This is a genomic window from Methylosinus sp. LW3 (genome assembly GCF_000527115.1).
Classification (GTDB): domain Bacteria; phylum Pseudomonadota; class Alphaproteobacteria; order Rhizobiales; family Beijerinckiaceae; genus Methylosinus.
In genome coordinates this window covers 116,885-143,431 of record NZ_AZUO01000002.1, presented here as the reverse complement: position 1 = coordinate 143,431, position 26,547 = coordinate 116,885, and the positions used below count along the sequence as shown (strand labels likewise).

General features: G+C 63.9%; 20 protein-coding genes, 4 pseudogenes and 1 other annotated feature. Of the genes and pseudogenes, 5 read left to right on the top strand and 19 right to left on the bottom strand.

The window, feature by feature from the left end; all coding sequences use genetic code 11:
* Positions 1 to 358: 358 nt before the first annotated feature.
* From METLW3_RS27085 to METLW3_RS0120795, 3 genes and pseudogenes are all read left to right on the top strand, one after another.
* Positions 359 to 2,071 carry an outer membrane beta-barrel protein gene (locus METLW3_RS27085; protein WP_198022813.1) on the top strand — a complete coding sequence of 571 codons (1,713 nt, stop codon included), beginning with the start codon at positions 359 to 361 and terminating at the stop codon, positions 2,069 to 2,071.
* A gap of 958 nt (positions 2,072 to 3,029) precedes the next feature.
* Positions 3,030 to 3,731: pseudogene (locus METLW3_RS29150) on the top strand (ISL3 family transposase); the annotation flags it as partial.
* A 615-nt stretch (positions 3,732 to 4,346) separates the two neighbouring features.
* Positions 4,347 to 5,285 (top strand): annotated as a pseudogene (locus tag METLW3_RS0120795) (c-type cytochrome); the annotation flags it as partial.
* Between the two features lie 141 nt (positions 5,286 to 5,426).
* Here the strand turns inward: METLW3_RS0120795 and METLW3_RS0120790 are convergent.
* The 3 genes from METLW3_RS0120790 to METLW3_RS0120780 are packed head-to-tail and all read right to left on the bottom strand — an operon-like array spanning position 5,427 to position 11,426.
* Positions 5,427 to 6,995: an efflux transporter outer membrane subunit gene (locus METLW3_RS0120790; RefSeq protein ID WP_256388653.1), complete on the bottom strand. Its 1,569-nt coding sequence runs from the start codon at positions 6,993 to 6,995 to the stop codon at positions 5,427 to 5,429.
* A 23-nt stretch (positions 6,996 to 7,018) separates the two neighbouring features.
* Complete coding sequence (locus tag METLW3_RS0120785) at positions 7,019 to 8,218, bottom strand: efflux RND transporter periplasmic adaptor subunit (protein WP_024881723.1); 1,200 nt, start codon at positions 8,216 to 8,218, stop codon at positions 7,019 to 7,021.
* Positions 8,205 to 11,426: an efflux RND transporter permease subunit gene (locus METLW3_RS0120780; protein WP_024881722.1), complete on the bottom strand. Its 3,222-nt coding sequence runs from the start codon at positions 11,424 to 11,426 to the stop codon at positions 8,205 to 8,207. Before METLW3_RS0120780 ends, METLW3_RS0120785 begins: the two co-directional genes overlap by 14 nt.
* A 129-nt stretch (positions 11,427 to 11,555) precedes the next feature.
* Between METLW3_RS0120780 and METLW3_RS0120775 the strand changes: the two genes are divergently transcribed.
* Together METLW3_RS0120775 and METLW3_RS26055 are read left to right on the top strand one after the other, a co-directional pair.
* A complete protein-coding gene (locus tag METLW3_RS0120775; RefSeq protein ID WP_245267464.1) occupies positions 11,556 to 12,545 on the top strand; it encodes a LysR family transcriptional regulator in 990 nt (329 codons plus the stop codon).
* A gap of 158 nt (positions 12,546 to 12,703) precedes the next feature.
* Positions 12,704 to 13,123, top strand: a pseudogene (locus METLW3_RS26055) (IS6 family transposase); the annotation flags it as partial.
* Between the two features lie 9 nt (positions 13,124 to 13,132).
* On the opposite strand, the pseudogene METLW3_RS27730 reads toward METLW3_RS26055, so the two are convergent.
* The 16 genes and pseudogenes from METLW3_RS27730 to METLW3_RS0120690 form a co-directional block, all read right to left on the bottom strand.
* Positions 13,133 to 13,723, bottom strand: a pseudogene (locus METLW3_RS27730) (transposase); the annotation flags it as partial.
* Positions 13,317 to 13,433 (bottom strand) — a sequence feature (AL1L pseudoknot). Its footprint overlaps the pseudogene before it by 117 nt.
* Before the next feature lie 302 nt (positions 13,724 to 14,025).
* The gene (locus tag METLW3_RS0120760) at positions 14,026 to 15,027 is read right to left on the bottom strand and encodes a glycosyltransferase family 2 protein (RefSeq protein WP_024881720.1); all 1,002 of its coding nucleotides are present in this window, start codon (positions 15,025 to 15,027) and stop codon (positions 14,026 to 14,028) included.
* 185 nt (positions 15,028 to 15,212) lie between these two features.
* Complete coding sequence (locus METLW3_RS26045; RefSeq protein WP_051465554.1) at positions 15,213 to 16,520, bottom strand: glycosyltransferase family 2 protein; 1,308 nt, start codon at positions 16,518 to 16,520, stop codon at positions 15,213 to 15,215.
* 67 nt (positions 16,521 to 16,587) lie between these two features.
* Positions 16,588 to 16,935, bottom strand: coding sequence for a hypothetical protein (locus tag METLW3_RS26040; protein ID WP_245267463.1), 348 nt, complete (start codon positions 16,933 to 16,935; stop codon positions 16,588 to 16,590).
* A gap of 79 nt (positions 16,936 to 17,014) precedes the next feature.
* Positions 17,015 to 17,755: a transglycosylase SLT domain-containing protein gene (locus tag METLW3_RS0120745; protein ID WP_024881717.1), complete on the bottom strand. Its 741-nt coding sequence runs from the start codon at positions 17,753 to 17,755 to the stop codon at positions 17,015 to 17,017.
* Entirely contained in the window at positions 17,752 to 18,126 is a 375-nt protein-coding gene (locus METLW3_RS26035) for a hypothetical protein (RefSeq protein ID WP_157096192.1), read from the bottom strand. Before METLW3_RS26035 ends, METLW3_RS0120745 begins: the two co-directional genes overlap by 4 nt.
* 196 nt (positions 18,127 to 18,322) lie before the next feature.
* Positions 18,323 to 18,781, bottom strand: coding sequence for a hypothetical protein (locus METLW3_RS27080; RefSeq protein ID WP_157096191.1), 459 nt, complete (start codon positions 18,779 to 18,781; stop codon positions 18,323 to 18,325).
* Positions 18,778 to 19,329 (bottom strand): type II secretion system protein GspM, encoded by a 552-nt coding sequence (gspM, locus tag METLW3_RS0120730; RefSeq protein ID WP_024881714.1) that lies wholly within the window; start codon positions 19,327 to 19,329, stop codon positions 18,778 to 18,780. The genes METLW3_RS27080 and gspM overlap by 4 nt, the downstream gene beginning before the upstream one ends.
* Positions 19,330 to 19,333: 4 nt before the next feature.
* On the bottom strand, positions 19,334 to 20,377 hold the full coding sequence (locus tag METLW3_RS0120725; protein ID WP_157516623.1) for a PilN domain-containing protein: 1,044 nt from the start codon (positions 20,375 to 20,377) through the stop codon (positions 19,334 to 19,336).
* A gap of 5 nt (positions 20,378 to 20,382) precedes the next feature.
* Positions 20,383 to 21,336 carry a type II secretion system protein GspK gene (locus METLW3_RS0120720; protein ID WP_024881712.1) on the bottom strand — a complete coding sequence of 318 codons (954 nt, stop codon included), beginning with the start codon at positions 21,334 to 21,336 and terminating at the stop codon, positions 20,383 to 20,385.
* On the bottom strand, positions 21,333 to 22,094 hold the full coding sequence (locus METLW3_RS28405) for a prepilin-type N-terminal cleavage/methylation domain-containing protein (protein ID WP_024881711.1): 762 nt from the start codon (positions 22,092 to 22,094) through the stop codon (positions 21,333 to 21,335). Before METLW3_RS28405 ends, METLW3_RS0120720 begins: the two co-directional genes overlap by 4 nt.
* A gap of 6 nt (positions 22,095 to 22,100) precedes the next feature.
* Positions 22,101 to 22,538 (bottom strand): prepilin-type N-terminal cleavage/methylation domain-containing protein, encoded by a 438-nt coding sequence (locus METLW3_RS0120710; RefSeq protein WP_024881710.1) that lies wholly within the window; start codon positions 22,536 to 22,538, stop codon positions 22,101 to 22,103.
* Positions 22,528 to 22,971 carry a prepilin-type N-terminal cleavage/methylation domain-containing protein gene (locus METLW3_RS0120705; protein WP_024881709.1) on the bottom strand — a complete coding sequence of 148 codons (444 nt, stop codon included), beginning with the start codon at positions 22,969 to 22,971 and terminating at the stop codon, positions 22,528 to 22,530. The genes METLW3_RS0120710 and METLW3_RS0120705 overlap by 11 nt, the downstream gene beginning before the upstream one ends.
* Complete coding sequence (gspG, locus tag METLW3_RS0120700) at positions 22,958 to 23,443, bottom strand: type II secretion system major pseudopilin GspG (RefSeq protein WP_024881708.1); 486 nt, start codon at positions 23,441 to 23,443, stop codon at positions 22,958 to 22,960. The genes METLW3_RS0120705 and gspG overlap by 14 nt, the downstream gene beginning before the upstream one ends.
* Positions 23,440 to 24,645 carry a type II secretion system F family protein gene (locus METLW3_RS0120695; RefSeq protein ID WP_024881707.1) on the bottom strand — a complete coding sequence of 402 codons (1,206 nt, stop codon included), beginning with the start codon at positions 24,643 to 24,645 and terminating at the stop codon, positions 23,440 to 23,442. The genes gspG and METLW3_RS0120695 overlap by 4 nt, the downstream gene beginning before the upstream one ends.
* Positions 24,646 to 24,649: 4 nt before the next feature.
* Complete coding sequence (locus tag METLW3_RS0120690) at positions 24,650 to 26,311, bottom strand: GspE/PulE family protein (protein WP_024881706.1); 1,662 nt, start codon at positions 26,309 to 26,311, stop codon at positions 24,650 to 24,652.
* Between the last annotated feature and the right edge of the window lie 236 nt (positions 26,312 to 26,547).

Below are 26,547 nucleotides of genomic sequence, written 5' to 3'. Positions count from 1 at the left end.
GCAGATGTCGCGCTCTCAACGGCAGAACGGGCTTCTCGTCGATATGGTGACGAAATATATTACGGCATGGCGCCGTGCAGGCTCGTCGGAATCTCCCAGAGGATCGCCGGGCAAACGATCGGCGCATCGCCGCTAGATCGGAGATGAGAAAATGAAAAATGGATCGAGATTCCGCTCCCACCTCGTAAATGAAAGCGCCCTGCTGCTCACGCTCGCGGCGAGCGCGTTGGTCGCGCAAGCCACACCGGCCGACGCCGGGCAAGAGTCCGCAATTCGATCTGCGCCCGAACCGGAAAACGCGCCTTCGGCGCCTGTGCCTCTCGGGGTGTTCGGTGACAATTTGCCGGAGCCCGGTCGAGTGACGCTTTCGATCATTCCGAAGTTCGTCACCAACGCCAATTCGCTCATCGGCACGAAACGCGTGTCCTCGCAATATATCGCGGGTACGATTCCTTGGTATTGGAATCCATTCGCCGCGACCTTGCGCATCGTCCCGCAATATCAGTTCATCGAATCGCAGACGGTGACCCTGGCCTATGGCTTCGCCAAGAATTTTTCGATCGTGCTGTCCGCCGGCATGGTCGAGAAGCACTCGCATCTGATGACATTCGACGGGGCGTCCGGCGTCACGCCACGCAGCATGAGCTTTCCCGGCACGGATAGCCTCGAGGATATGACCGCATCGGTCGTCTGGCGGGCCTATCAAGATCCGATCAACCGGATCAAGCTCAATCTCGGAATGTCGTTCCCGACCGCGAGCACCTATAACCAAGGCGGCGTCGTGTCGAGGACCGACGGCACCTACAACATCGGTCGGGCGTTCTATGGGATGCAATCGGGGACCGGCACATTCGATGTTCTGCCGGGCGTTCTCTACGCCGGCGCGATCGCTCCCTGGTCATGGGGCGCTTCATATCGCGCGCGCCTTCCCCTCGCGGTCAATAATGAAGGCTATATGTGGGGCCATTATCAGGAAGCGAACATTTGGGGAGGCTACAGCTGGCTCCCCGGCCTGACGACGACCGTGCGCGCGAATTTCAACATTCAGAGCCCGATCGACGGCAAAGACTATTGGATGAGCGGAAAGCTCCAAAGCGCCAATCCGAATTATTACGGTGGCAAAAGGATCGAGATTTACGGCGGGGTCGATATCGATGGAAAGCTGTTTGGGGCGCCGGGCTATTCCGTCGGCCTCGAAGGCGGCCTCCCGATCTATCAGAATCTCAATGGTCCTCAGCTGGCGCGCGCCTGGCAGGCCGCACTGGCGATGCGTTGGAAACTCGGTGAACATGGACCCACTGTCGCCGCCGCCCCGGTCGGCGCGCTGAAGCGTCCTCTCGCCGCCGCTGCCACGCCTGTCGCCGATTGGCGCGGCTTCTATCTCGGTGTGAACGGCGGCTACACATGGGCCGGCGACACCGAGACGAGCTTCACTTATGGAGGCGCCGGCGGATTCGCCGCACTGGCGGCGGCCGGCGCGCTGGCGCCCAATGTCCATCTCGACAGTCACGGCTTCATCGGCGGCGTTCAGATCGGTTATAACCTCGAGCCGGGCGACAAAACGCTTGTCGGGTTCGAGGTGGATCTGCAAGGCTTGACGGTCGGCAACAGCACCGTCAACTCGTTGCGCGGATCGGGCGCCGACGCGACTTTCCTTCAGGCGCAACGCAATCAGCATGACCTCGGAACGATCCGAGCCCGATTCGGCTATCTCGTCACGCCCACCATTCTGGCCTATGGCACGGGCGGCCTCGCGTTCGGCGAAGCCGTTCTCAACCCGAGCTATTTTAGTTCCCTTCGTTCGCCGGTTCTCAACTTCGGCGTCGGCAACAACGGCTTGGTCGGTTATGTCGACATGCGTTTGGGATGGACGGCCGGCGCCGGATTGGAATGGATGCTCAGCCCCTCTTGGAGCGTCAAGACGGAATATCTGCGTTACGATCTCGGAACGGCGAACACCGCCAATATCGGCCCTCTGTATTATGCCGATAAAGCGGGGCTCTCGAGCGTCGCCTGGAAGGCTCCTATCAATGGGAACGTTCTTCGGGCCGGGCTGAATTATCACCTCTGACGTCGCGTCGCGGCATTCTCCCGTTTCGGGTGAAACGGGAGAATGGCTCGCGTTCTTTTCGCGACCGAAAAATTGCGGACCCGTCGGCGCAAATCTGTTCCGAAAAGTAAGGCGATCCTCAAGGAATAGACAGTCCTTGGCCTTCTGAGCGGCCCCCGCCATTGTCCAAGATCTCGCCAGCGCCAGGGATATGCTCGTTTACGACCTCGGAGGGCTGGGCGGCATGAGCGGAGCGTTCGTCGTCACGGAGCAACCGGATCCATTTCTGATGCCGAGAGCGCTGATGTGGATGGCAAGCGGCCCGAGCATATTGTCCGCCCGTCGTCGAAAAAGCGATTGCAAGCGCGAGGATGATGTTTACCATGACGTCGCCATCCTATGGTGTTTTGTCCGCGCAAATACAATATAATGGCATGATATCTGCATAACCATATATAGTGTGATTTATATACACAACATGCGCTCGTAATATCGGCTTGTTATGCAAGCATAGTTGCAATGCTTGCATTTGTGAACCGTTTGTGATGCTAGCAAACGCAGCTTACACGAATTTAGCCTCGTAGCGGCATGTTAAGTTGGAATGTTTATTAAATTATATTTTAAGAAGCTGGCTAGCACGAGGAAATGCAGATCGGTCACGAAGCGGTCTCTCAAACCCAGTTCGTTCAGGGACGCGGGAGGACTCCGACGTGAATTGACCGCGCGCCTCAGAACGGCGAGAGCGTCGCGCACACCATGCGCGCGCGTGGTCAAAACCAATCTTTCGTTTCTCCCGAGATCACGACCAGCAACCGTCCGGCCGAGGCTGAAGACACAACCGCGTCAGTTCATTGAGAGGACGATCTGATTCTCGGCTCGAACAGTTCCGCTATCGGAACTCTCGTCTTGAGGACGACGCGCTTTACGTTACTGCGGCGTCTGTTATTCAGCGTGCAAGTTTGGCTCTGACTCACTTCTGATGCACTTGCGGCGCCGGGTGGCGCTGGTTTCACAGGGAATCAGCGCCATGACGACTGCTCTGCGTCCTTCGGCAATCATTCCGTCAGGGTTCCGCGTCGACCGCGTTTCGATTGAGGGTGAGATGACGACGATCGAGGCGCGCGCCATCGCCGCGACGAGGACATGTCCGGACTGTGGTTCGATTTCCAGGCGCGTTCACAGCCACTACTCGAGACGGCTTTCGGATTTGCCGCTCGCGGGGCGCGTGGTTCGCATCTCCCTGACGGCGCGGCGCTTCCGTTGCATGACGCCGACATGTCGCCGATCCATTTTCACCGAGCGGTTCGGTGATGACATTATCGCGGCCCGCGCCCGACGAACCGCCCGCCTCGAAAACGTCGTCCATCATCTGGCCCTCGCGCTCGGCAGCCGATCGGCTGCGGGTCGAGCCCGGCGCCTCATGATGCCGGTCAGTAACGATACGCTGCTCCGGGTCGTGCGCCGCNGGGGTCGGCCGTCGCCGCCGCCGCCGACCGTAATCGGCATCGACGACTGGGCGTGGAAACGCAATCAGCGCTATGGGGCGATCATTTGCGATCTCGGGCGCCGTCGTCCGATCAAGCTGTTACCCGATCGGGAGCCGGCAACAGCGCAGGCATGGCTCGCCGGACAGCCGCAAATAGCCATTGTCGCGCGAGATCGCGGTGGCGGCTTTGCGCTCGCCGCCAGCAGGGCGCTTCCCGGCGCTCTTCAGGTTGCCGACCGCTGGCATCTGATGGAAACGCCAGCGCCGCCTTCCTCGGCGCCGTGCGCAAATCGATGCGCTGCATACGATCCGCGCTCGTCGCTCTCGAAATGGACACCGAGGACGGCGTCATCTGGGTCTACGGCATCGGAGACGACGGCGTTCTTGCATTCACCGACTTCGGCATCGAAACTCTCGTCGAGCTCATCGAAATCCACAAAGACCTGAAGGCGCGCGCCGGCGCCGGGGGGGGGGGCGTGGGGCAACCCCCGTCCTACCGCGACCGAGCCGCGTCACTCTCGGACGCCCGTGTCGCGCCCGCAGACAAAATTTGCGACGCAACCGGCGCTCGCGCGCCCCATTAATCGAAAATTTAGTTGCCTATTTTTTCACGCGAAGACATTCATCCCAGAAAGTGATCCGGGGCGGCGATCCCGACGATCGCGCATCGTCTGACCGCGACGGAGGGGCGGCGAAAAGTCGAGAAAAGAGCGCCGAGGAGGTAGAGTGAATAGTCCTAATGCCGGCGCCTTCGCCATAGTGGCGGCTCTGTCCTGTGTCGGACTCATCGAGGCGTCAGCCCGCGCTTCCGAAAAAGCGATCGCCGCCGAGCGGGCGGAAACGCCGACCCGAGATGCGGCCAGGATCGCGCCCGATATAGACCGGCTCCCAGACGATTCTTGGGGCCGCGCGGTGCGAATGGGCCGAGCCCTCATCGTCGAAACTTATAAGCATATCGGACCGGAGAGCCGCGATCCGCAGAGCCGATTCGCCGGCAACAATCTGTCTTGCCAGAATTGTCATCTCGAAGCCGGCGCGAAGCCGCATGGGCTTCCTTTGGTCGGCGTCTTCCGCGAATATCCGCGCTATGCGGCGCGTGAAGGCGCGATCGAAACGATCCAGGACCGCATCAACGGCTGTCTGACACGCAGCCTCGACGGTCGACCTCTGCCCGTCGACTCCAAAGAGATGAACGCGATCGTCGCCTATATCGCTTTTCTTTCGACCGGCGCGGAGAAAGTAGGGCGCGGCGCTGGCCAAATGGCCGAGCTGACGCGCCCGGCCGATCCGAAGGAGGGCGCGAAGGCCTTCGCCGAGAATTGCGCCGCATGTCACGGCGCCGACGGACTGGGCAAGCGCAGAGGCGTCGTCGGCGACGCCGAGGGCTATGAGTTTCCGCCGTTATGGGGTTTGGACAGCTTCAACGACGGCGCCGGCATGGGACGATTGATCGCCGCGGCGAATTTCATCCACGCGAACATGCCCTTCGGCGCGACCTATGATCATCCGGCGCTGACGGTCGAGCAGGCTTGGGACATAGCGGCGTATATGGCTTCGATGGATCGGCCGCACAAGGTCGGCATAGACAAGGATTTTCCCGTCGGCGTCGAGAAATTCGTCGACGCCGGATATGGACCCTATGTCGACGGGTTCTCTCTGTCCCAGCACAAATTTGGCCCATTTCAGCCGATCCGCGACAAGCTCGAAGCGATGAAGCGTTCGAAGGCCGGCGGACAGACTGGTCCTTGAGCGGCCAGGCAGCGTCGAAGGGCCGATAGGAAGACGCCGAACGCCGAGGTCGAGAACAGCGAGCGAGAGAATGATCGGGGGAGGCCGAGACGGCGCGATCCGTCACGACCCTCCGCTGTCACGCGCGTTCTTCGGCGCGCGCTAGGACTTCGTCGCGGCCTGCGTCGCCATTTCGCACGGAGCGCAGGGCGACTCCGCGACGGGGGGCGGAGAGACCGGGCGGCTCCAACCGCCGCCGAGCGCTGTCATCAGCGACAACGCCGCCTGCAGGCGTCCCGTGCGCAATGCGATCGCCTGACGCTGCGCGGCGAAGGCGTCGGACTGCGCCGTCACCACCTCCACATAGGTCACGACGCCCTCCTCATAGAGCTTCAGCGAGATATCGAGCGTCTTATTGCCGGCGACGACGGCTGCGGCGATATCCTTTTCCTGACGATCGAAATAGCGAATGAGCGCGAGCGCGTCCTCGACTTCGCCATAGGCGCGCAGGACGACGCTCCGGTAATGCGCCACGGCCTCGAGATAGGCGGCCTCGGCGTCGTGCAGATCGGCCGAATGCGCGCCGCCGTCGAAGATCGGCAGCGTCACGGCTGGCCCGAGCGACCAGAGGCTGTTGCGCGCGTTGAAGAGGCTGAGACCCGTGTCTTGCGTTCCGCCGGAAAGATTGATCGTGAAGCGTGGGAAGAACGCGGCGCGCGCGACGCCGATCGAAAGATTGGCGCCATAGACCCGCCGTTCGACGGCGGCGATGTCGGGGCGGCGCTCGAGCAGCTGCGACGGAGCGTCGAGCGGAATCGTCGGAGCAGCGACGCGCGTCTGCGATGACGGCAGAGAAAAGCTCTCCGGCGTGTGGCCCGCGAGAATGGCGACGGCATGTTCGAGCAGCGCGCGGCGCGCCTCTATCTCGGAGAGCTGCGCCTTCGCGAAGCCGATCTGGGTCTGCGCGCGCGTCACGTCGGCGGGCGAGGTGATGCCGCCGCCGACACGTTTCTGCACGAGGGCGAGCGAGCGGCCATAGGCAGCGACGATGCGCTTCTGTAGCGCAATCTCATTATCGGCGCCTTGCAGGTTGATATAGTCGCGCGCGAGCTCGGCGTGTAGGCTCAAGGCGACGGCGGCGAGATCGGCTTCGGACGCCTGCGCCTGCGCGACGCCTGCGGCCGCAAGATTACGGACGCGCCCCCAAAGATCGATCTCATAGCTCGACTGCATCGATAGCTGATTGTCGCCGTAAAAGGTCGGCGCATTTATGGGCAGGCCACGGGACTGCGCCGATCGCGCGAAGTCGGAGCCGCTCGGATAAGAGTTGGCCAATCGAAGCGGGCGGTGCTGCGATTCTTTGTTCTCGGTCAGTTGGCCGCTCGCCGTCAGGGTCGGCGAGAGGCCCACGGCTGCTTTCGCCGCCAATGCGCGCGCCCGGTCCATCGCGGCCATGGCCTGGCCGAGATCTGGATTGAGTTGGTCGAGCTCGCGTTCGAGCGTGTCGAGGCGCGTGTCCTGGAACGCTCGCCACCACGATCCTCTCGGACGTAGATCGGCGGGATCGGCGGCGGACCATTGCAAGCCGCCATCGCTCGAGAGGGCGCGCTTTTTCTCGGCGAAAGCAGGCCCGCCTCCTTTTGCTTCCTTGAAGCTCGCCGGGGTCTCCACCGTCGGCGCGACATAGGACGGCGCGAGGTCGCAACCACTCAAAGATACGCACGCCGTCATCAGGAGGAATCGACGCAAAAATCTCATCTCGCCTGCGTTTCCTTCCTCTCGCGGTCCTTGATTCTCACCGCGATCCCGTCATGCACGGATTGCCATGGCGTACGGATCACGCGGTCGGTCTCGGAGAGCCCCGCCGATATTTCGAGCGAAGGTCCGAGATCGCGAGCGATCTTGACGGTCTTCATGCGCACGACGCCGCGCTCGTCGACGGTCGCCACTTGCGGCGACGCATTGACGAAGACGAGCGCGCTCGCCGGCAGAAGCAGTGGCGCCCCCTCGGGAGGAAGCGAAATCCTGATTTGTCCGAACGCGCCCGGCAGCAGCGCGCGATCGGGATTGTCCGCCTCGAATTGCACGAGCAGGGTTCTGGAGCTCGCGGCGATCGCGCTGGCGGTCGTCATGATCTTCGCCGAAAATTCCCGCGTCGGATATTGCGGCAGCGTCAACCGCGCGGTCAGCCCCGGCGTGATCTTCGCCGCATAGGCCTGCGGCGCGCGGACATAGATGCGCATTTTGTGAATGTCGGCGACGCGAAACAGCTCGCGCCGACCGGCGCCGGCGTCCACTAAGGCGCCGACGTCGACATTGCGCGCTGTGATGACGCCGTCGAAAGGCGATGTCAGATTGAGATAGGCTTCGAGAGCGACGAGCCGGTCGAGATTGGCCTGAGCTGCATTCTGCGAGGCGGCTGCCGCCTCGAGATTTCCGGTCTTTTCGTCCGCGCTCTGGGGCGAGACCGCCGCCTCGTTACGGAGCGTGGTCCAGCGCTTCGCCGTCGCGCGCGCAAGATTTTGCTCCGCCTTGCTGCGCGCGAACAGGCCTTTGGCTTGCTCCACCTGCTGGTTGAGGTCGGGCGCGTCGATGACGCCCAGCACGTCGCCGGCCTTGACCTGCGCGCCGATGTCATAGGCCCAGCTCTTCAGATATCCGTTGACGCGCGCATAGATTGGCGCGTCGACAAAGGCCTCGACATTGGCCGGCAGCACGAGTTCCTGGGTGGCGGTCGAGAGCGTCGGCGTAATTAAATCGACAGTAGGAACCGCCGCTTCCTGTGTCACGCGCGCGAGCTCGGCGTCGCGTGCGCGACGCGAGACGACGCCGAAGGTGGCGAGCGCGAGAATGACGCCGATGGCGACGAGGACTCTCGGACGCAGGCTACGCAAAAGCTCCGCCTGCGCCAGTGGGTCCGGCGGATGGAGGTGAGGCGGTTCAGGGTGCGACATTCGCTTGCTCCAAGTGCGTGTTCTCCGGCTTGTCGCCTTGCGTGCGCTGCGCTCTGCGGCGCATGAGGAAGCCATGCGCGAGACTGAACATGACCGGCAGCAACAACAGCGTGCCCATGGTCGCGAAGGTCAGCCCGCCGATCACGGCGCGACCGAGCGGCGCATTCTGCTCGGCGGAGAGCGCCATCGGGGCCATGCCGATGATCATCGCGAGAGCCGTCATGATGACGGGGCGAAAGCGCGTCACGCCCGCCGCCGCCGCCGCATGGAGCGGAGTGTCGCCGTCATCGAGCCGCTCGCGCGCGAAGGCGATGACGAGATTGCTGTTCGCCGTCGCGACGCCCATGCACATGATCGCTCCGGTCAGCGCCGGAACGGATATGGTCGTCTCGCTCAAAAAGAGCATCCAGACGATGCCGGCCAATGCCGTCGGCAGGCCGGAGACGATCAAGAACGGGTCCAGCCAGGATTGGAAATTGACGACGATGATGAGGTAGACGAACACGATCGACAGGACGAGGCCGAGCAGCAGATCCGCATAGGCGTTGCGCATCGTGGCGATCTGGCCGCGCAGCACGAGATTGGAGGCCGCCGGCGCTTCGTTGCGGGTGTCGTCCAATATTTTTTGAACGTCGTCCGCGATCGCGCCGAGGTCGCGGCCGCGCACGCCGGCGTAGATGTCGAACGCCGACTGGCTGTTGAAATGCGTGACGACGCCCGAACTCCAGCCGCGCCGAATCGAGGCGACGCCGCTGAGAATTTGTTGTCCCTCGCCTGCCGCCACCGGCTTGCTCGCCAGCGCGTCGAGGCTCGTGTTCCAAAACTGCGGCTCCATCGTCACGATCGGATAGGAGACGCCGCTCTTGACGTTGAGCCAGAAGGCCGGCGAGGTCTGGAACGAGCCGGCGAGCATGGTCTGCAAGGAGACTGTCACGTCGCGCTCCGAGAGTCCGACCTCCTGCGCGAGCGTTCGATCAACGTCGACGTGGAGCGTGGGCAAATCGCCCGCCTGCTGCATGCGCGGGTCGGCGACCCCCGGCACGCGGGCGACTCGCTCCAATGTCTTTTGCAGATAGGCGAGGTTTTCGTCGCGCTTGCTTCCCGAGATCTGAATGTCGAGCGGGGCCGGCAGGCCGAAATTGAGGATCTGCGTCACTATGTCTGCCGGCAGGAAGGAGAAGACGACGCCGGGAAAGGCGCGTGGCAGACGCTCGCGCAATAATTCCGCGAAGGGCCCCGCATCGGCGACCTTCTCGGGATCGAAGCTCAGCGTCAGATCGGCGTCGTTCGTGCCGATGGTGCCGGAGTTATTGTAGCTCAGATTGATGCCCGAGATCGGCAGACCGATATTGTCGACGATGCTCGTCAGCGCACCATGCGGCAGAGCGTCGCGGATTTCGGCTTCGATCCGGTCGCAGAGAACGCCGGCCTGCTCGAGACGCGTTCCCGTGGGGAGGCGGACATGCAGCCGCAAGGAGCTGCTTTCCGTCTCGGGGAAGAAATCGCGTCCGAGAAAGGGGGTCAGCGTGAATGAGAGCGCGACGCCCGTGAAGAACATAGCGACGAAAGCCTTCGGGCGCGCAAGCGCCAGTTGGAGCACGCGCGCGTAAGCGTCGAGCAATCTTTCGAAGCCACTTTCGAACGCGATTTGCGCGCGCGTGAACGTCGCGAGGACGACGCCGCGCCGGGCCGGGCCGTATTTCGCCTCGCGCAGCGCCTCACGTTGCTGCGCGCTCAGGAAATAGCGGGCCATCGTCTCGACCAGAGTGTAGGTCAGAAAGTAGGATGCGATCATCGCGAAGACGACGGCTTCGGCGAGCGGACGAAACAGATAGCCGGCGACGCCGCCGAGAAGCAGCAGCGGCGCGAACACGATACAGATACAAAGCAGCGACACTGTGGCGGGCGTGATGATCTCCTTTGCCGCCTTGATGATCGCGTCGTCGATCGCCTCGCCCGCCTCCATGTGACGGTTGACATTCTCGATCGTGACGGTCGCGTCGTCGACGAGGAGGCCGACGGCGAGCGCGAGACCGCCGAGCGTCATCACATTGACGGTTTCGCCGAGCGCCGACAGCGCGAAGAGGGCGGCGAGAATGGAGAGCGGGATCGAGATCGTGATGATGATCGTCGAGCGCCAGCTGCCGAGAAAGAGCAGGATCATGAGGCCGGTGAGTGCGGCCGCGATCGCCGCCTCGCGCGCGACGCTGACGACCGCTCCGCTGATGAAGGCGGATTGGTCTCCGATCACTGTCATTTCGATCCCGTCCGGGAGCGCGAGCTTCAATCGTGGAAGCATCGCCTTGACGCCGTTGATCACGTCGAGCGACGACGCCGATCCAGAGGTCAGCACGGGCAGCAGCACAGCCGGCGCGCCATCGACGCGCACGAGATTAGTTTGCGGCGCGTTGCCGTTGTGGACATGGGCGACGTCGCGCAAATAGACGATCGCGCCATCGGCGCGCTTTATCGGAAAATCGTTCAGCGCGGCGATGTCTGCAGGCGCGTCGTTGATCAGGACGGCGTATTCATAGTCGCCGATTTTCTGGGTGCCGGCGGGAATGATGAGGTTTTGCCGTTCGACAGCGGTCACCACGTCTTGCGCCGTGAGGCCGAGCCCGAGCAGCTTCTCCTGGTCGAGGTCTATGCGCACCTGCCGCGATTTGCCGCCGTAAGGAAAAGGGACCGCGGCGCCGGTCACCGTGGTTAGCGGCGGCCGAATGAGCGTGTAGACGGCGTCGGCGACCTCCGCCTCGGTCCGCGTGGCGCTCGAAAAAGCGATTTGGATGACCGGCACGGTCGATGCGTTGAACAGTATGACCTGTGGCGGCTGCACACCCGGAGGGAGCAGGCGCAAAACGGTCTGGCCTGCCGCGCCCACCTGCGCCAGCGCGAGATCTATTTTCACCTTCGGCTGAAAATAGATCTTGTTGACGCCGATGCCATTGTAGCTCTGTGATTCGACATGATCGATGTCGTTGACGAGCGCCGTCAGCGCCAGCTCGTAAGGATAGAGGATGCGGGTGGACATATCGTCCGGCGAAAGCCCGACATAGGTCCAGATCACGGACACGACAGGAATGCCGACCGCCGGAAATATGTCGACCGGCGTCCTGAAAATCGCCAAAGCGCCGAGTATGACGATGAGAACCGCCGCCACGACGAAAGTGTAGGGGCGCCGCAGAGCAATCAGCACGAGCTGGAGCATTTCGAAGTCCTTGTCGGACAAACGGCGGCCTGCGCTGGGCGGCCGACGGATTCGACGCTTGGGCCTATCGGCGACGCGACGCCTCCGCCCGCCGAGCGGATCGAATCCGTCCGGCGGCTCGGCGAGCCGTTGAAAAAAGCGTCGACGCCGCACCTTGACCAGGGGCAAGCTAGCACCGACAATTTTGCCTTGCCAGAAGTGATTTTGCAGGAGCAGTCTGCAAAAATGCAGAATCTGAATTGGGACGATCTTCGCTATGTCATTGTCCTGTCGCGGACTGGCCGTCTGGCTACCGCGGCGCGGCAGTTGCACGTCGACGAAACGACGATCGCGCGCCGAGTGGCCCGCGTCGAGCGCGCTCTGGGCTCGCGTCTGTTCGAGCGCGCCAATGGGCAGTTGCTGCTCACGGAGACGGGTCACGAGGTTCTCCGGCACGCCGAGCAAATCGAAATGGGCGTCTGCGGCATCAAAAGCGTCGCGACAGGCCTGGACGACAGAGCCGCGGGAACGGTGCGATTGACCTCGGTGGCTCTGATCATGAATCGGATCTTGCTGCCGGCGCTCCCGGAATTTCTGCGGGCTCATCCTCAATTGCAGCTGCACCTCGTCTCCGAGCCGAGAAACTTGGATATCGGCGATAGGGAGATCGACATCGCCGTGCGCTTCGCCCGACCCGAGCAAGACTATCGCCTCGTCGCCCGCCGCATCTGCGAGCTCCCCTATGGGGTTTTCGGAGCCGTTGGATACTCGACGGAAAAGCTGCCCTGGGTCACTTACGAAGAGAGCCTGTCCGCTTTGCCGCTCGCGCGCTGGCTGGCCGAGGCCGTGAAGCAGGAGCCCGACCTCGGCCCGGGCTTGATCGTCAACGACTCCGATCTCGCGATGAATGCCGTGCACGCCGGCTTGGGTCGCTCGCTCATGCCGATCTGCGTGGGCGACCATGACGAAGGTCTCGTACGGCTCAGTGGAGCCGAGTCCGTCCTCACGCGAGAGCTCTGGCTATTGGTTCGATCCGATTTGAAGCATCTCGCGCGCATCAAGCTCGTGATCGAGTGGATCGAACGAGTCTTCGCAGAAATGGAGGCTCGGTGCGGCGAACGGGCGAAAGCCATGAAATGATGCGTGACACGGACGTCGTCCGGGGCGCATCCGCAACGGCGTTCGGAGGCCACTCTCGCGCGGGGGAGCGCGCTGGTCACCGCGCTGGTTCTGGTGCACATGGCGTGAGCGCGACATAATCCTTCCGTGGGCGAAACCGGACGCTGGGGTTATGGGCGATGCTGAGCGTGGACGATCTTTTTAAAGGACTCCATTTCGATCGCGAAATCATTGGTTTCTGCGTGCGCTGGCATTTGCGATACAAGCTCAGCTTCCGAGATCTCTTGGAAATGATGACGGAGCGCGGTTTGTCGTTGGCCCATACGACCATTATGCGCTGGGTTCAGCGCTACGTTCCGGAGTTCGAAAAGCGGTGGAACCATTTCGCGCGCCAAGTCGGCGGATCGTGGCGCGTCGATGAGACCTACGTCAAGATCGAGGGGCGGTGGGTCTATTTCTACCGCGCCGTCGACAAGGCGGGAAAAGCAGTGGATTGTTTGCTGCGCGCGAAGCGAGATGTCGCCGCCGCCAAAGCGTTTTTCCGTCGTGCATTCACGAACCACGGACGGCCGCCGTGCAAAATCACGCTCGATGGATATCAGGCGTCACATCGTGCGGCGCGCGAGCTTTTCGCTCTCCCGCTCCAACTGCTTCCACACATTGCGCACTTCATAGACCTGGAAGTTCTCGTCGAAGACGCGCCGTCTCCTTGCGAAGGACCGCGTCCCGGCGCGCTCTGGCCGAGGCTTTCGCAGGGTCGCGTCGGCGCGCCGCGTGCGCCCAATAGGTGGAAGGGGTGATCGGCAACAGCTTGCAGATCGGCTTGACCCCGTGCGCCTCCCGATGAGCGTCGATGAAGGCGATCATTGTTTCGTGCGGCGGTCCTACTCCGCCGCCGCAAAATAAGCCGACGCCTTGCGCAGGATCTCATTGGCCTGCCGCAGCTCGCGGTTCTCCCGCTCCAGCGCCTTGATCCGCTCGCGCTCATCCGTCGTCGCGCCACGGCGGGCGCGCGAGTCGCGCTCCGCCAGGCGGACCCAGTTCCGCAACGTCTCGCCCGTGCAGACGATCTTCGCCGCGATCGAGGCGATCGCCGCTCATTGCGACGCATGATCGCCCCGGTGCTCCAGCACCATCCGAACTGCCCGTTCTCGAACCTCAGGTGAAAATCTGTTCGATGTCTTCTTCTTCGTATCCATGGCCCCATCCAATCAAGAGTTGGAGCCTCCGGCAATCCCGGCGCGGTTCAGCTGATTCGGTAGTCGACATACCAGCGCACGCCCCACGGGATCGCATCATGTTCGAAGTGGCTGACCTAGAACTCGTTCATCCCGCTATTCCGCGCGGCCCGCTTCCAGTCATTATAGCCCAGCCCAGATCCGCATCAAAAATTTGCGACAGAACCCTGCCTGATCCCCGGCAAGATGCCGAACCTGATCGCTTGTCCTTTCCTCAATTTGCACCGCAGCCGAACGAACGACGATTTCGAGCCGCGCCCCGTCTATCGCTTGCGCGAAATATTCCACAAGGCGGCTCCCCGCTTCTGGAGCGCCGGGGAGCCTGTCTGTCGACCAATGGTGCAAGTGAGCTCGGCAATGATACGAATTCCGGATTCGAATAAAGGAACAGTCGTACGTAGCGCCCCGATTTCTTCGCGATGTTGCGCGATCGTTCCTCGCGCCGCTCGAATGACCTCAGCCATCCAGCGCTGCGATTCGGCGGCGAGCAATCGGTGTTCATCGGGGCTCAAGCAGTCGTCGCGGACGAGCCCTGGGCGCAGGAGACGGTGAACGAACTCCCGGAACTCTTCTATGCCTTCCGAAGTAAAGGCGTGAAGTTCCGGGTCGGTCAACTCGGGGAGGCATTCGTCGGCGAAGCGCCACGCTAGAGACCTGTCCCGCTCGGCATAGCGCCTTATCTTCGCGAGCCTTTCCGGCAGGCTCCGGAGCACGTTGTTGAAATGCGCAAAAAACACTCCATCGGGAGCCTGTCCTAATTTCGATGGGGCCTCAAAGCCACAGCTATGTATTTTTTCGACGTAAGAAACTTTGGCCGCCTCCCATAGGCGGGCCATCCCATTGAAGTGAACTCCATCGGAGATATCGGTTCGAGTCGGCCACTGCGAATAGACCAGTTCGCCCTCGAAGCAGCTCAATTCCCGACACGAAATCGACCATGCTGAACAGCCCGCGAAATTCGATTTGTTCCCTATCCAGTTCAAAAGGCTCCGTGACGGAAATTCGTCGTCATCGAAGCGCAACACCCAGCGCGTTCCCGCGCTCCTCGCGCCGAATTCGATCATCCCGGCTTCCGCAAAGTCGTCAGAAGGCAGGAATTCGATGACGTCGGCTCCTTTTTCACGCAAGATCGAGAGCGTCCGATCGGCGCTGCGAGAGTCGACGACATACAAAGGCTCGACGCCGGCTTCGCGATACGCGTCCAGAAAGCCAGCAATCCACTTTTCGCTGTCGCGAGTCGGTATGAAAATCCTCACATCGTCCATCAGTTGAACTGTCTCCTCGGGAACTCTGCCCGATTTTGTCGCATATTTTGATTATGGACGCGACGAGCGTGTAATGAATGACACAGCTTACGCGGCGATCACTGCGCTATTCCGGCTGCTCTGTTGCCGGTGATCATAACCATTAGAAATTTGCGAGGGAGCCGGCCGACGATACGGATCGACTCTCAGCAATGCCACAGTCGATCGCCGAACTTCGTCAGCGCCGCGAGGCTCATCGAGCGCCCCATCGTCAAGAAAAGCTCCGCCAAAGGTCGTATCCAGGGTCGCGGCGCGCGTCTTTTCACCTGGACTCGCCGCTTGCGGACGCGTTTGACGCTCGTCGATAAGTGTACAAACGCTTCCGGTCCGAGGCAGGCGCGAATTGAATCCGCCCGCGTCTCTAGTCGCGTTTCGATATATCGCACGAGACTCTCGAACTGCTGAAAGTCTGGATGGTCCGCATAGGAGTTTTGCAAGCAAACGAGCGCGCCGACATAGCGATCCACGCCCAGGCGCTCCGCGAGCTCGTCGACGTGGTCGATCAGACGATCCACGACGGCGCGCCAAGCGAAATACTCGGCCCTGAAAGCCTTGAAGGGCGCCGCGCTATGGACTCCGCAGAGTTCCGCATGGCTCGCGAATCCGTTTCCGCCGTGGATTCGATAAATGGTGAGGGGCGCATCGATGAGCGCGGCGCCGTTTAGAAGCCGCACGCCTTTGTTCAGATAAGTATCTCCGTGGAATCGAAGATCCATGAGAGGACCATCGCCGAGAAGCAACGTCAGAGCGTCTCGCCTGAAACAATTCCCCGACGTCGGCGCATAGACCCAATCCTCCGAACTGAGCGGGCCCACGAAGTGCACGCGAGATTCGACATCGTCGAGTGGCGCGTGCTCGAATGGCCAAAGGTCGCTCGCGGCGGTGTCGATACGACGCAGGCGCTCTTTGCGCAATCCGCGCCCTGACGCGACGTAATCGCTGAGGGTGGTCCAGGACGATCTGACGATGCGACCATTGATCGACTGGAACATATCCGACGAGGTGAAGCCAATCGCGATCCGTAGCGAGAGATGAACGTAGAGATGTGTCTCGACGAAGGCTGGAAGGAGCATATCGTCGGCGTCCAGAAAGACGACATATTCGCCGGAGCTGGCCGCGAGGCCCGTTCTGAACGCGGTTGTCTGCCCCAGATTGTCCTTGTGGGATATGATGCGAACATGCGGTTCGTGGCGACGAATGCTCTCCAGGACGATATCGCTATCGTCGGTCGAGGCGTCGTCGACGATGAGGCATTCGATATGCGGATAAGTCTGAGCGAAGACCGAATCCAACGCTTCGCGCAGGAATCGCCCATAATTGTAATTGGTGATGATTATGCTGACCAACGGCAAGAGGCCGACGAGATCGTGGCCGGACGCGCGCGGGTTCGAAAGATGGCGCATTTTGTTGCCGCCATCTTCTACCTTCTGGAATTGCGCAAAATTCTCCAACATGACCAACTCTACCCTTCAGATTGCCCCCGCCCGGATCGCGTCCGGCGTCCATGCGAGAGCAGCGACTTCAACGTCGCAACATCGGCGATCCGGCGCTGACCGTCGGCTCGCGGTAAGGGACAGCCGAAATTCCGAAGTTCCGCCCATACTGCTGGCGTATGGCCGGCAGGTTGACGACGCCGGTCTTCAGGTCGGACGATCGAGCGTCTACGGGAGGCGCCTCGATGATCGGGCGGACGCGCTCGACGTCGCGCCTCAGCCGTCGATTGAGGCAGCCGAAAGCCAAGTCGCCGCCGATTTGAACGTCGACGCAGGTTCGAGCCTCAGCCATCGGCGACGCTGCGCCGCCGATGATGATTTCTCCATTCGGCGCCGCGACGTCGTTCGCATGACACGGCGCGACGAGCGGCATCATCAGAATAGCGAGACCGAGACATCTCATGCTTCGTCCCTTCGAACGATCGATTTTTAGCCACGGCCGCCGACGAGAGGCCTCACCGCAACCGCACGGCGTTTGCGTTCGCTTGTATGACGATATGATCGAGGCGCGTGTTGATCGCGTCGAAATCGAGCTCGGCGCGGCCAGACGCCGCGAGGCAATTTCGACGACATCCGACGACGAGCGCCGAGCGGAGTCGAGACGGCGCCGCGTCGCCGAAGGTAGCGATCGGAACGATTCCGGCGACCGGATAGCCACGCGCCATCAGCTTGGCGCGCACGGCGAGGCAATAATCGACGGAGCGATGCGAAAAGCGCGTCTCTCCATGGCCTGCGCGATATTTCATGACCGCCGTGCAGAGATCGCCGCCAGCGAGCCGCCAGGCGCCCGCGAGATATTTCACGCCATAGCGAATATTGGTCTCGGGAACGGCGAGCCGCTCCATCCGACCATCGAATCCCAGCGCTCGCGCCGTCGAGGGCAGCACTTGCATGAGGCCGATCTCGCCGACCGAGCCTAAGGCGCTGGGATCATAGCCGCTCTCGACGGCCATGACGGCGTCGGCGATCTCGCCCGGCATTCCGGCGCGGCGCGCTTCGCTTTCGGCCAGCGCGCGATAGACGGCTGGCGAGCCCGGCCGCGCCGCCGCCGGTTCCGGCGCCTTCGCCGAGCCTCGATCGTTCGTCTCTTCGGCCGCGAGACGCGAGGCGACCGCGAGCGCGCCGAGCATCGCCGCGGCGAGCAGGCAAGCCGCGCGCGCTTCGGCCGCGCTCCGACTATGCGTCCCGCCGCTCAATTCTTCGCCTGCAGCGATAGTTTCAAATGCAGCGGCTGCGACATATCGGCCGGCGGCGGCGCGCCCACCTCCTGTCGCGTCAAAAGCGCGCGCAACGCCTCCGCATCCGCGGGATCGAATCCCTCCAAATCGACGCGCTCTACCGTCCCGTTCGCCAAAATCCAGAGACGCGCCACGATGGTCGACGGCGAGGCGTTCTGCTGCGAGCGCGCTTCCAGGGACGTTCGCAGCCGGCGGGTCTGCTCGCTGTCCTGGCCGAGCCAGTCCTGAACCCGACGCCCGACGAGCAATGCGTAATCCCGCCATGCGGCGGGAGCGCCGTCCGCCGAGTGGTAGGCGGCGGCCTGCGCCGGCGCAGCCCCGTGGAGCAAGGCGCTCGCCGCGACGAGCCCAAGGCCTAGCCGTTTCGCGAGAGCTTCCGTCAATCTATAGAGCGGCGATCGTCTGTGTTGCGACATTGCGACTCTCGTCGTCTCGTGAATATGCCCACATGCGGGCGCGATCTATTCACGAGACGATGCGCGAGAGCCAAACCCGAAGCGTCACCATAAAAATTCTTTCGAAAGTTTAGCGCCGCGCATTTGTGCGCGCGGTCTTCGTCGTGACGCGCCTCGTTTCGAACATGGCGAATGTCTTGCTGCGCTCATCCTGCCCAAAAATGATCCGCGTCGGTTCTATCCGTGTTATTTTCCAACCATTTATATCGTCACCGACGCGAGCGGCGCGAACCTTGTCCATCGGATTGGGCCGGATGAAGGCGCGCGTTCCTTGCGCGTCGGTCAGCACGCCGAGCAGCACGACGGTGGGCGGCTCGGGCGGGGGCGGCGGCGGCTCGGCCTCGCGATGCGCCGTCGGGGTCGGCGGCGGCCGGCGGCTCGGCGAGAACAAAGGGCGGTCGCGCGTCGCGGCAAAACGCTCGAGCGGCTGGCGCGCCAGCGGATTGGCGTCGACGCGGGCCGGCGTCTCCTGCGCGGGGACATGCGAGGCGGCGAGAAGGGCGAGAGCGACGAGCGGCGAGCGTCTCATGACGCCGTCCGGCGCCAATGGGCGCGAAGGTTCAAGGTGACGCGCAGAAGCGGCTGCGAGCCGCCGCGTCGCGCCCCGTCCAGCGGCTGGAGCGAGAACGCCTCGACCAAGACATAAGGCGTCCCCGTCTCCAGCTCATAGAGCAGCGCCTGCAGCGCCGAGAGCTCCATGTCGAAGGTCGCCTGCAATTGGACGGCGTCGGCCGCCTCCTTGCCCATCGGCGGCGGGGCGTTGGACGAGGTCAGAGCGGCGTGCTGGGCCGCGACGAGGCGCGTGACATAGGCCTGCAATTGCGCGCCGGCGAGCGCCGCGGTCGGCGCCGCGAGAAACGCCGCCTCGGGCGCGACAGCCCGGTCTCCCGGGCCGCCGGCGCGCTTTTGCGCCGCTTCGAGCCGCGCCAGCGCGTCGCGACGCTGGGCGTTCTCCTCGGCCGCTCCGCCACGCCCCCCCAGCGCGAACAGCGCCGCGCCCCCGCAGACGAGGACGAGCGCCGCCAGCGCGCCGAGCGCCGCGCCCTCTTCACGATTTATCCGAAGATCGAGCCGCATCGCTTCATCCTCCCGCCGGAGTGAGGCGCGCGGCGACACGCGCCTCTATGCTGAATGTGAACAGCCTGCCGTCGGGGCCGCGCGTGGTCGGCGCAAAGAAGCGCACTTGCGACAGCGGCCCGGAGGTTTCGCAGGCGGCGATCAGCGCCGGCGCGTCCTCGGCGAGGCCGATGAGCCGCAGCTTATCGGCCTCGAGCCGAAGCTCTGTCAGGTAAGCGCCGTCCGGCAGGCTGCGCGATAGCGATTCGAGGAGATGAACGGCGGAAATCGATGTTTCCTTGCGCGCCCAGGCGCGCTGCTGTGGCGGGAGCGCCGCGATGATCCGCGGGTCCTCGCCGGCGCGCGCCTGCTTCTGCATCGCGCGCGCGCGCGCCGTCAGCGTTTCATTCTCGTCTTGCAGCGAGGCCGCGGAGATCGCAGCCCAGAGGCCGACGATGGCGCAGATCGCCACATAGGCGGCGACGCCGCCGCCTATGGCGAGGCGCAGACGCCCCCGCCCCTGCGCCGCCTGCCGCATATTGCGGGACCACAGGACCACGGAGGCCTCGCCGTCCTGCGTCGCGACGACCCTGTCGACCGTGAGGCCGCGCGCGCCGAGCTCCGCGCAGGCCGCATCGATCTCGCCGCGCGAGATGATACAGACGCGCACATCGAGGCTGCCCGGCTGCGCGCCGGGCGCGGCGGCGAGCCCGTAGACGATCTCCGCGACCGGCCAGGGCGATAGGCGATCGAGCCGATTGTCGACGACGCCGCTCATGAACTCCCGCGCCTTTTCCGGCAGCGTGATGCGCCGCGTCACAATGCGCTCCTGCGGCCATTCGAGCAGCACGATCTCTCTGCGCGCGCGGCGTTGGACCTCCTCGGGAAAGGCGCCCGCCGACGCGGCGACGAACGCCGACGCGCCGGGATCCGCGCCGGAGCGAAGACGAAAGCCGCCGATCTCGCGGGAAACGAGAAGGGCGCCGCGGCCGCGCCAAATCTCGCGCAGACGTTCGGCGAGCTGCGCCAGCACGTCGATCCAATGAATGAGGAAATCTGCGCCGAACATGAATTTCACTCGAAAAATCCGCGTTCGCCGGCGTCGATCGGCGTCGGCTTCCGCTCGAAGAAGAGCACACGATAAGGCTGTCGATCCTTCGGCAATATGACAATGACCGCTTCCGCCGCCGCCGCATATCCATCCGCGAGGGCGACCGTGATCCGCAGCCGCGCCACCGAACGGGTCGCGAGCTTGGCGTAGCGGGCGGCCGGCCCGAGAATTTGCTCGATCCGCGCCGGCTCGATCGGCGAAGCGCTCCGCGCTTCGAGCAGCTGCTCGACTTTGGCCTCGGTCATCTCGGGCAAGGCGCGCAGGACCTGCGGCGGCGCCGTCGCGGCGTTCACAGTCTCGGCGCCGAAGACGGTCACATAGGGGGCGACGAGGCCCACATGGGCCGGCGTCACGGCGGGGATCTGCGCCAATTGATCGACATTGGTGAAGACCTGCTCCACATCCCGCTTTTCCGGCGCCTTCTCGCCCGGCTGCGGCTTCGCCGCGCTGGGATTTTCGCCTTGCGGCGGCGCCGGTTCGGCCGCGTCTTTCTGAGCGCCCGTCTTCACCTGACCGTCGCGCCACAGCACGATGGCGCGAGCGACCTCATTGGCGTCGGGCGCGCCGACCTCGGCGAAGAGCGAAGCGAAAACCTCCAGCGGCGCCTTGTTGATGTCGATCCTGCCGAGCTCGTCGCCGAGCCGCACGCGCGCGGCGCCCGTCGAAAGGGAAATGCGCGTCTCCACCGGCCTCAGCGGCCGCCCATGATATTTGGCGAGAAGGTCCGCCCCGGCTTCCAACCCGGCGGTGAACAGCGCTTCCGCCTGCACGCGATCTCTATCGACGGCGAGAACGCCGGCGAAACCGCGAAACCCCGCCCCCGCCGCCATCGCGAGGGTCGAAAGCAGCGCGATCGTCCACAGCACGGCGACGAGCACGACGCCGCGGCGCGGATCGAGGCGGGAGCCGCTTCTCATGTCGGCTCCTTCGGCGGTTCCGACGCTTTCTTCTCGCTCGGCGCAGCGGTCTTGCCTGGCATGCAGTCGCCCCCCTCGCGCGCGCAGGCGGCGGGCGCGTCGGCCCATAGGACGAATTGCGCGCCGGCGGCGAGATCGGCGCCGGTCACCGGGTCGGCGAGACGCAAGCGCACGACGCGCGGCAATTCCGTCTCCTCCGTCCATCTGTCGGTCCAGGCGAGCGCGCCGCGTGCATCCATGCGCGCGAAGTCGAATGAAATGTCGTATCGGCCTTCGAGCAGCGCCACTGCGTCTCCCGCCGCCTCGGCGACAAGGCCGGCGCGCGGACCGAGCCAGACGGAGCGCCGGCGCACCAGCCGCGTCACGCCGTCGCGCAGCGGCTCGACCTCGAGAGTCAGCGCTTCCTCCCGCGCAGCGCGGGCGCCGACGGCGCTCCCGGTGACGAAGACGATGCGCCCCGGCCCGCCCTCGAAAGCGACGGGCGCCGCCCTTTTTTCCTTGCCCTTCGGCATTTCGATGCTCCCCGCGACGAAGCGCGCGGCGCCGAAATCGCGCGACAGACGATCCATCGCCAGCGCGAAACGTTCCGCCTCATTCACGCCGAGCGCCCCGCGATCGAAATAGAGCGCCACATGATGGACGAGCGCCGCCGCTCCGAAGATGATGGCGGCGGCGACGGCGAGCGCCGCCAGCGTCTCCACGAGGGTGAAGCCGGCGCGACGCCCTCTTTCCTCCAGCGAGCGGCTTCTGGCCATCATGCGCTCCTATCGCTCTTTTGCGAGACGGATCGTCTCGGCGGCGATCGACTGGCCCTCCCCCCAGGAGACGCGCGCCGCGACCCGATAGGCCGCCCATTTCGGCGCGTCACTCTCGTCCTTTTCCTTCGCTTTCTCGTCCTTTCGAGGAGCCGGATCGTCGAAGACCGGCGTGTCGAGAAAGATCGGCTTTGCGTCGATCCGCCAGCGAAAGCCGCCGGTCTCGCCATCCTGCGTTTTTGCGCCGCCCTCGCGGTCGAAAGGCGCCTCGATGAGTGAGCGCAACAGAAGCGCCGCGTTCACCCGCCCCTTGCCGCTCGCCAGAATGCGCCGCCCTTGAAAAAGATGCGGGCCGAGCGCGCCGGCGAAGGCGACGAGCACAGCGAGAGCGACCAGCGCCTCGATGAGCGTGAAGCCCGCGCGCAGGCGCTTCGCGTCACGGCGCATGGATCGACACGCCGCCGGTGAACCAGTCGATGCGCACCTCATAGCGGACGCTTTCCCGCTCGAAGGCGAGCGCCGCGCCCGTGGACGCGCCATCCGGCTCGAAGCGGACCACCGGCCGCAACGAGCCCGCGCCGCCGTCGACGCCGAGCAGCGCCACTGCGACATCGGCGGGGACGCGCACCGAGCCGCCGCTCTCGCCCAGCAACGCGCGCTTCTCGCCGTCCAGCGCCACATGACGGGGCCTGCCGCTCATCATCGCGCCGAGCCGCTCGCGCCGCAGCAGCGCCGCCACGTCGATCGCCAGCGCCTTCAGCCGCGCCCGGCCAGACCCCGGCGCCAGCATCACGGCGAGAGCCGAAATCAGGGCGATGATCATCATGACCGCCATCATCTCGATCAGCGTGAAACCGGCCCGCCGCTCAATGGTCCGCATTGGCGACATTGGGATGTTCTATGTTCGAAATATCGGCCGCGGTTCCGACGCCGCCCTCCTGGCCGTCAGAGCCCAAGGACATGATTTCGTAAGGCGGATTATGGTCGGCCGGGAAGCGATATTGATAAGGCTTGCCCCAGGGATCATTGGGAACGCGCCCGCCTTTCACATATGGCCCGCTCCACACGTCGACGTCGCTCGGACGCTGGACGAGAGCGGCGAGCCCTTCGGAAGCGGAAGGATAGCGACCGGCGTCGATATAGAAGAGATCGAGCGCGGAGGCGAAGCTCTCGATCTGAAGCTTCGCCGTCTTGACCCGCGACTCGCCGAGATAATTCAGCACGCGCGGCCCGACGAGTCCGAGAATGAGGCTGATGATCGTCAGCACGACGAGCATCTCGACGAGAGTATAGCCGGGGCTTGCGCCGCGAAGCAGGCGTTCCGCGCGCTCAGGAGGACACATTCTCTTCATAGGGCGAGCTCCGTTATGCTGAGAAGCGCGCTCATGATGGAGACGACGAGCGCGCCGACAATGACGCTGACGAAAATAATGGCGATCGGCCCGATCGCTCCCATGAGACGGTCGAGGCCGAGGTTCAGCCTATGCTCGTAGAACTGCGCCGCATGGGCGGCGATCGAGGCGAGATCGCCGGTCTCCTCGCCGACGCGCAACATTCGGACGGCGAGCGAAGGCAGCAAGTCCGTCTCGGCGAGCGCCTCCGCGAAGCGCCGACCGCTGCGCACCTGCGCGAGCACTTTGTCGATCGCGGCGATCGCGCCCGGGTCCGCGACGATGTCGCGCAGGATTTTCAACGCCGTCGGCAGCGGGACGCCATTGCCGACGAGAAGACCGAGAGCGCTGATGAGGCGCGTCGTACGTGCGTCTCGCATCGGCCCGGCGACGCCCGGCGCTCTCGCGAGAACCGTGATCGCCCGGACGCGCGCTTCTTTTCGGCTGAAGATCAGCCAGAGAAAAAAGGCCGAGGCCGCGCACCCGGCGAGGAATGAATAGAGATTGGCGTGCAGCCACGCCGAAGCCGCCAGCACAAAGGCCGCGCCGCCGTTGAGACGATCCCCGATGTCTTTGAAGACAGGCTCGAATTGCGGCACGACATACACCAGGAAAAAAAACAGGATGAGAATAGCCGAACCGATGAGAAACAAAGGATAGCGAATGGCGGAATTGATCCGTTCGCCGAGCAGCTCCTTGCGGGCGCGATCCTCGACGATGGCGCGCAGCACGGGCTCCAGCCGGCCCGACGCCTCGCCCGCCCGCACCATGGCGACATAAGCCGGTTCGATGATCGCGGGATGACGCTCGAGCGCCTCGGCGAAACTATCGCCCGCGGAAATCGTCGCGCGAAGCGCCTCCGCGAAACGCATCATCGGCTTGCTCGCGTCCTCCGCCAGCGTTTGCAGCCCCGCTTCCAAAGTCAGGCGAGAGCCGATCAGCAGCGCCAATTGCCGAAGGAAGATCGTGACGTCGCGCGGCGGCGGAGGTTGGACGCCCCCCGAAAGCGCAGTGAGCCGCCCTTTGGCCGCGAGCTCCGCCTCTATGGGCATATGGCCGAGATATTCGATGCGACGAAGCACTTCCTCGCGAGTCGGGGCCTCGACTTCGCCCGAGACCACCTCTCCGGCCGACGTCACTGCGCGATAACGAAACTGCGGCATAGGCTTACATGCTCATGGTGACGCGGAAGACTTCGTCGATGGTGGTGAGACCGGCGCGGCATTTGGCGACGCCGTCTTGCGCCATGGACGTCATGCCTTCGCCGCGCGCGACCGCCTCGAGCTCGCTCGCATCGGTCTTGGGTCCGATCGCCGCGCGCAGCGTGGGGGAGGCCTCGATGACCTCGAACACGCCGCGGCGGCCGCGGAAGCCGGTGTAATTGCACCATTCGCAACCTTTGGGACGGTGCAGCGTCTCGCCTTCCACAAAGCCGAGCGAAGCATAGCGCGCGTCCTCCGCAATATCCTGCGCCGTCAAGAGATGCGGCTGCTTGCAATCTGGACAGAGGATGCGCACGAGGCGCTGGCCGATGATCGCGCGAACGCTCGAGGCGAGCAGAAAGCTCTCGACGCCCATGTCGATGAGACGGGTGATCGCGCCCGCCGCCGTATTGGTGTGCAGCGTCGTGAGCACGAGATGGCCGGTGAGCGCGGCGTGGACGCCGATATGCGCCGTCTCGGCGTCGCGCATCTCGCCAACCATGATGACGTCGGGGTCCTGGCGCAGAAAGGCGCGCAGCGCTATCGCGAAGGTCAACCCGATACCGGGATGGACCTGCGTCTGATTGACGCCGGGAACCTGATATTCGACCGGATCCTCGATCGTCAGAATTTTCCGCGTCGGCTCGTTGATCTCGGCGAGCGAGGCGGCGAGCGTCGTCGTCTTGCCGGAGCCGGTCGGCCCGGTCACGATGATCATGCCGAATGGCGCCTGGAGATTTCGCTTCAATATATCGCCGTCGCGCTGCGACAAGCCGATCTGATCGAGCGCGACGACGCCCGAGCCCTTGCGTAGCAGACGGATGACGGCGCCCTCCCCATAGAGGGTCGGCATCGTCGCGACGCGAAGATCGATCTCGGCGCCGGCGACGACGATGCGCGCACGCCCGTCTTGCGGCAGGCGCCGCTCCGTGATGTTGAGCCCGGCCATGATCTTGAGGCGGGAGAGCAGCCCCTTGGCCATGCTCATCGGCGGCGCCGGCGTCGCTTTCAAGAGCCCGTCGATGCGCAATCGCGCCTGCAATGTTCCGGCGAAGGGCTCGATATGCAGATCCGTGGCGCGCTGCTCTACAGCGAGTCGCAACAGATCGTCGAGAGCGCGCACCACGGGCGCGCCGCGCGCGAGATCGCGCAGATCGTCGAGATCGTCGGAGCCGGCCTCGGCGATCTCCGTCGCGGACGCCGCCTGTTCTTGCCCGCATGCCGCCGCGAGCGCGGCGTCGATCTCGTCTGCGGTCGCCACCGCGATTCTTGCCTTGCGCTCCAGCGCGGTCTCGATGGCGAGCAGCGTCTCCTCCTCCACTGGCGCGGCGACGGCCAACAGAAGACCGCCGTCGTCGTCCGCGAAGGGAAAGAGACGCTCGTCCTTCAAAAAACGACGCGAGAGACGCCCACCGGCGAAATCATCGGCCGGGAGCTCGCCGCGCTTGATACGCGCGCAGGCGTAGAAATCAGCGAGTTCGTCAGCGAAGTCGGAAGGAGTCAAACGGGTGAGGCTCGCCCAGTCTATCTCGCCGGCCATGTCGCGACCGCGCGCGCTTTCGAGCGCCTCGGCCTCGCGCACGACGCCCTTTCGGGAAAGATGCTCGAAAAATGCAATATGAGACATGAAAGACCGCCGAAGTCAGTGCATCGAGCAATACGCTCGAGTAGAGCCTCGAGTTTTGACGGCGGCATGACAGCCGCGCGATCAGACGCCAGACTCCGGCCACGGTTTCGTTGCCCCTCTGTCACACAAGCGTGCGATTGCATTGCAACGTCAGCGAAAGCGCAAGTTTATTGGTAGTCGAATTTGTCGATCGGAGTCGCGTTGTGTTTTGTCGTAGCGAGCGCCGGCGAGCCGGT

Bases quoted from the DNA above. Each gene is read 5' to 3' on its own strand.
- METLW3_RS0120720 (WP_024881712.1), bottom strand. From the start codon at position 21,336: ATGAGAAGCGGCTCCCGCCTCGATCCGCGCCGCGGCGTCGTGCTCGTC.
- METLW3_RS0120710 (WP_024881710.1), bottom strand. From the start codon at position 22,538: ATGCGCCGTGACGCGAAGCGCCTGCGCGCGGGCTTCACGCTCATCGAG.
- METLW3_RS0120780 (WP_024881722.1), bottom strand. From the start codon at position 11,426: ATGCTCCAGCTCGTGCTGATTGCTCTGCGGCGCCCCTACACTTTCGTC.
- METLW3_RS0120705 (WP_024881709.1), bottom strand. From the start codon at position 22,971: ATGCGGACCATTGAGCGGCGGGCCGGTTTCACGCTGATCGAGATGATG.
- METLW3_RS27080 (WP_157096191.1), bottom strand. From the start codon at position 18,781: ATGAGACGCTCGCCGCTCGTCGCTCTCGCCCTTCTCGCCGCCTCGCAT.
- METLW3_RS0120790 (WP_256388653.1), bottom strand. From the start codon at position 6,995: ATGACGGCGTGCGTATCTTTGAGTGGTTGCGACCTCGCGCCGTCCTAT.
- METLW3_RS28405 (WP_024881711.1), bottom strand. From the start codon at position 22,094: ATGATGGCCAGAAGCCGCTCGCTGGAGGAAAGAGGGCGTCGCGCCGGC.
- METLW3_RS26040 (WP_245267463.1), bottom strand. From the start codon at position 16,935: ATGATGCCGCTCGTCGCGCCGTGTCATGCGAACGACGTCGCGGCGCCG.
- METLW3_RS0120760 (WP_024881720.1), bottom strand. From the start codon at position 15,027: ATGGACGATGTGAGGATTTTCATACCGACTCGCGACAGCGAAAAGTGG.
- METLW3_RS0120785 (WP_024881723.1), bottom strand. From the start codon at position 8,218: ATGTCGCACCCTGAACCGCCTCACCTCCATCCGCCGGACCCACTGGCG.
- METLW3_RS0120725 (WP_157516623.1), bottom strand. From the start codon at position 20,377: ATGTTCGGCGCAGATTTCCTCATTCATTGGATCGACGTGCTGGCGCAG.
- METLW3_RS26045 (WP_051465554.1), bottom strand. From the start codon at position 16,520: ATGTTGGAGAATTTTGCGCAATTCCAGAAGGTAGAAGATGGCGGCAAC.
- METLW3_RS0120695 (WP_024881707.1), bottom strand. From the start codon at position 24,645: ATGCCGCAGTTTCGTTATCGCGCAGTGACGTCGGCCGGAGAGGTGGTC.
- gspM (WP_024881714.1), bottom strand. From the start codon at position 19,329: ATGCGGCTCGATCTTCGGATAAATCGTGAAGAGGGCGCGGCGCTCGGC.
- gspG (WP_024881708.1), bottom strand. From the start codon at position 23,443: ATGAAGAGAATGTGTCCTCCTGAGCGCGCGGAACGCCTGCTTCGCGGC.
- METLW3_RS0120690 (WP_024881706.1), bottom strand. From the start codon at position 26,311: ATGTCTCATATTGCATTTTTCGAGCATCTTTCCCGAAAGGGCGTCGTG.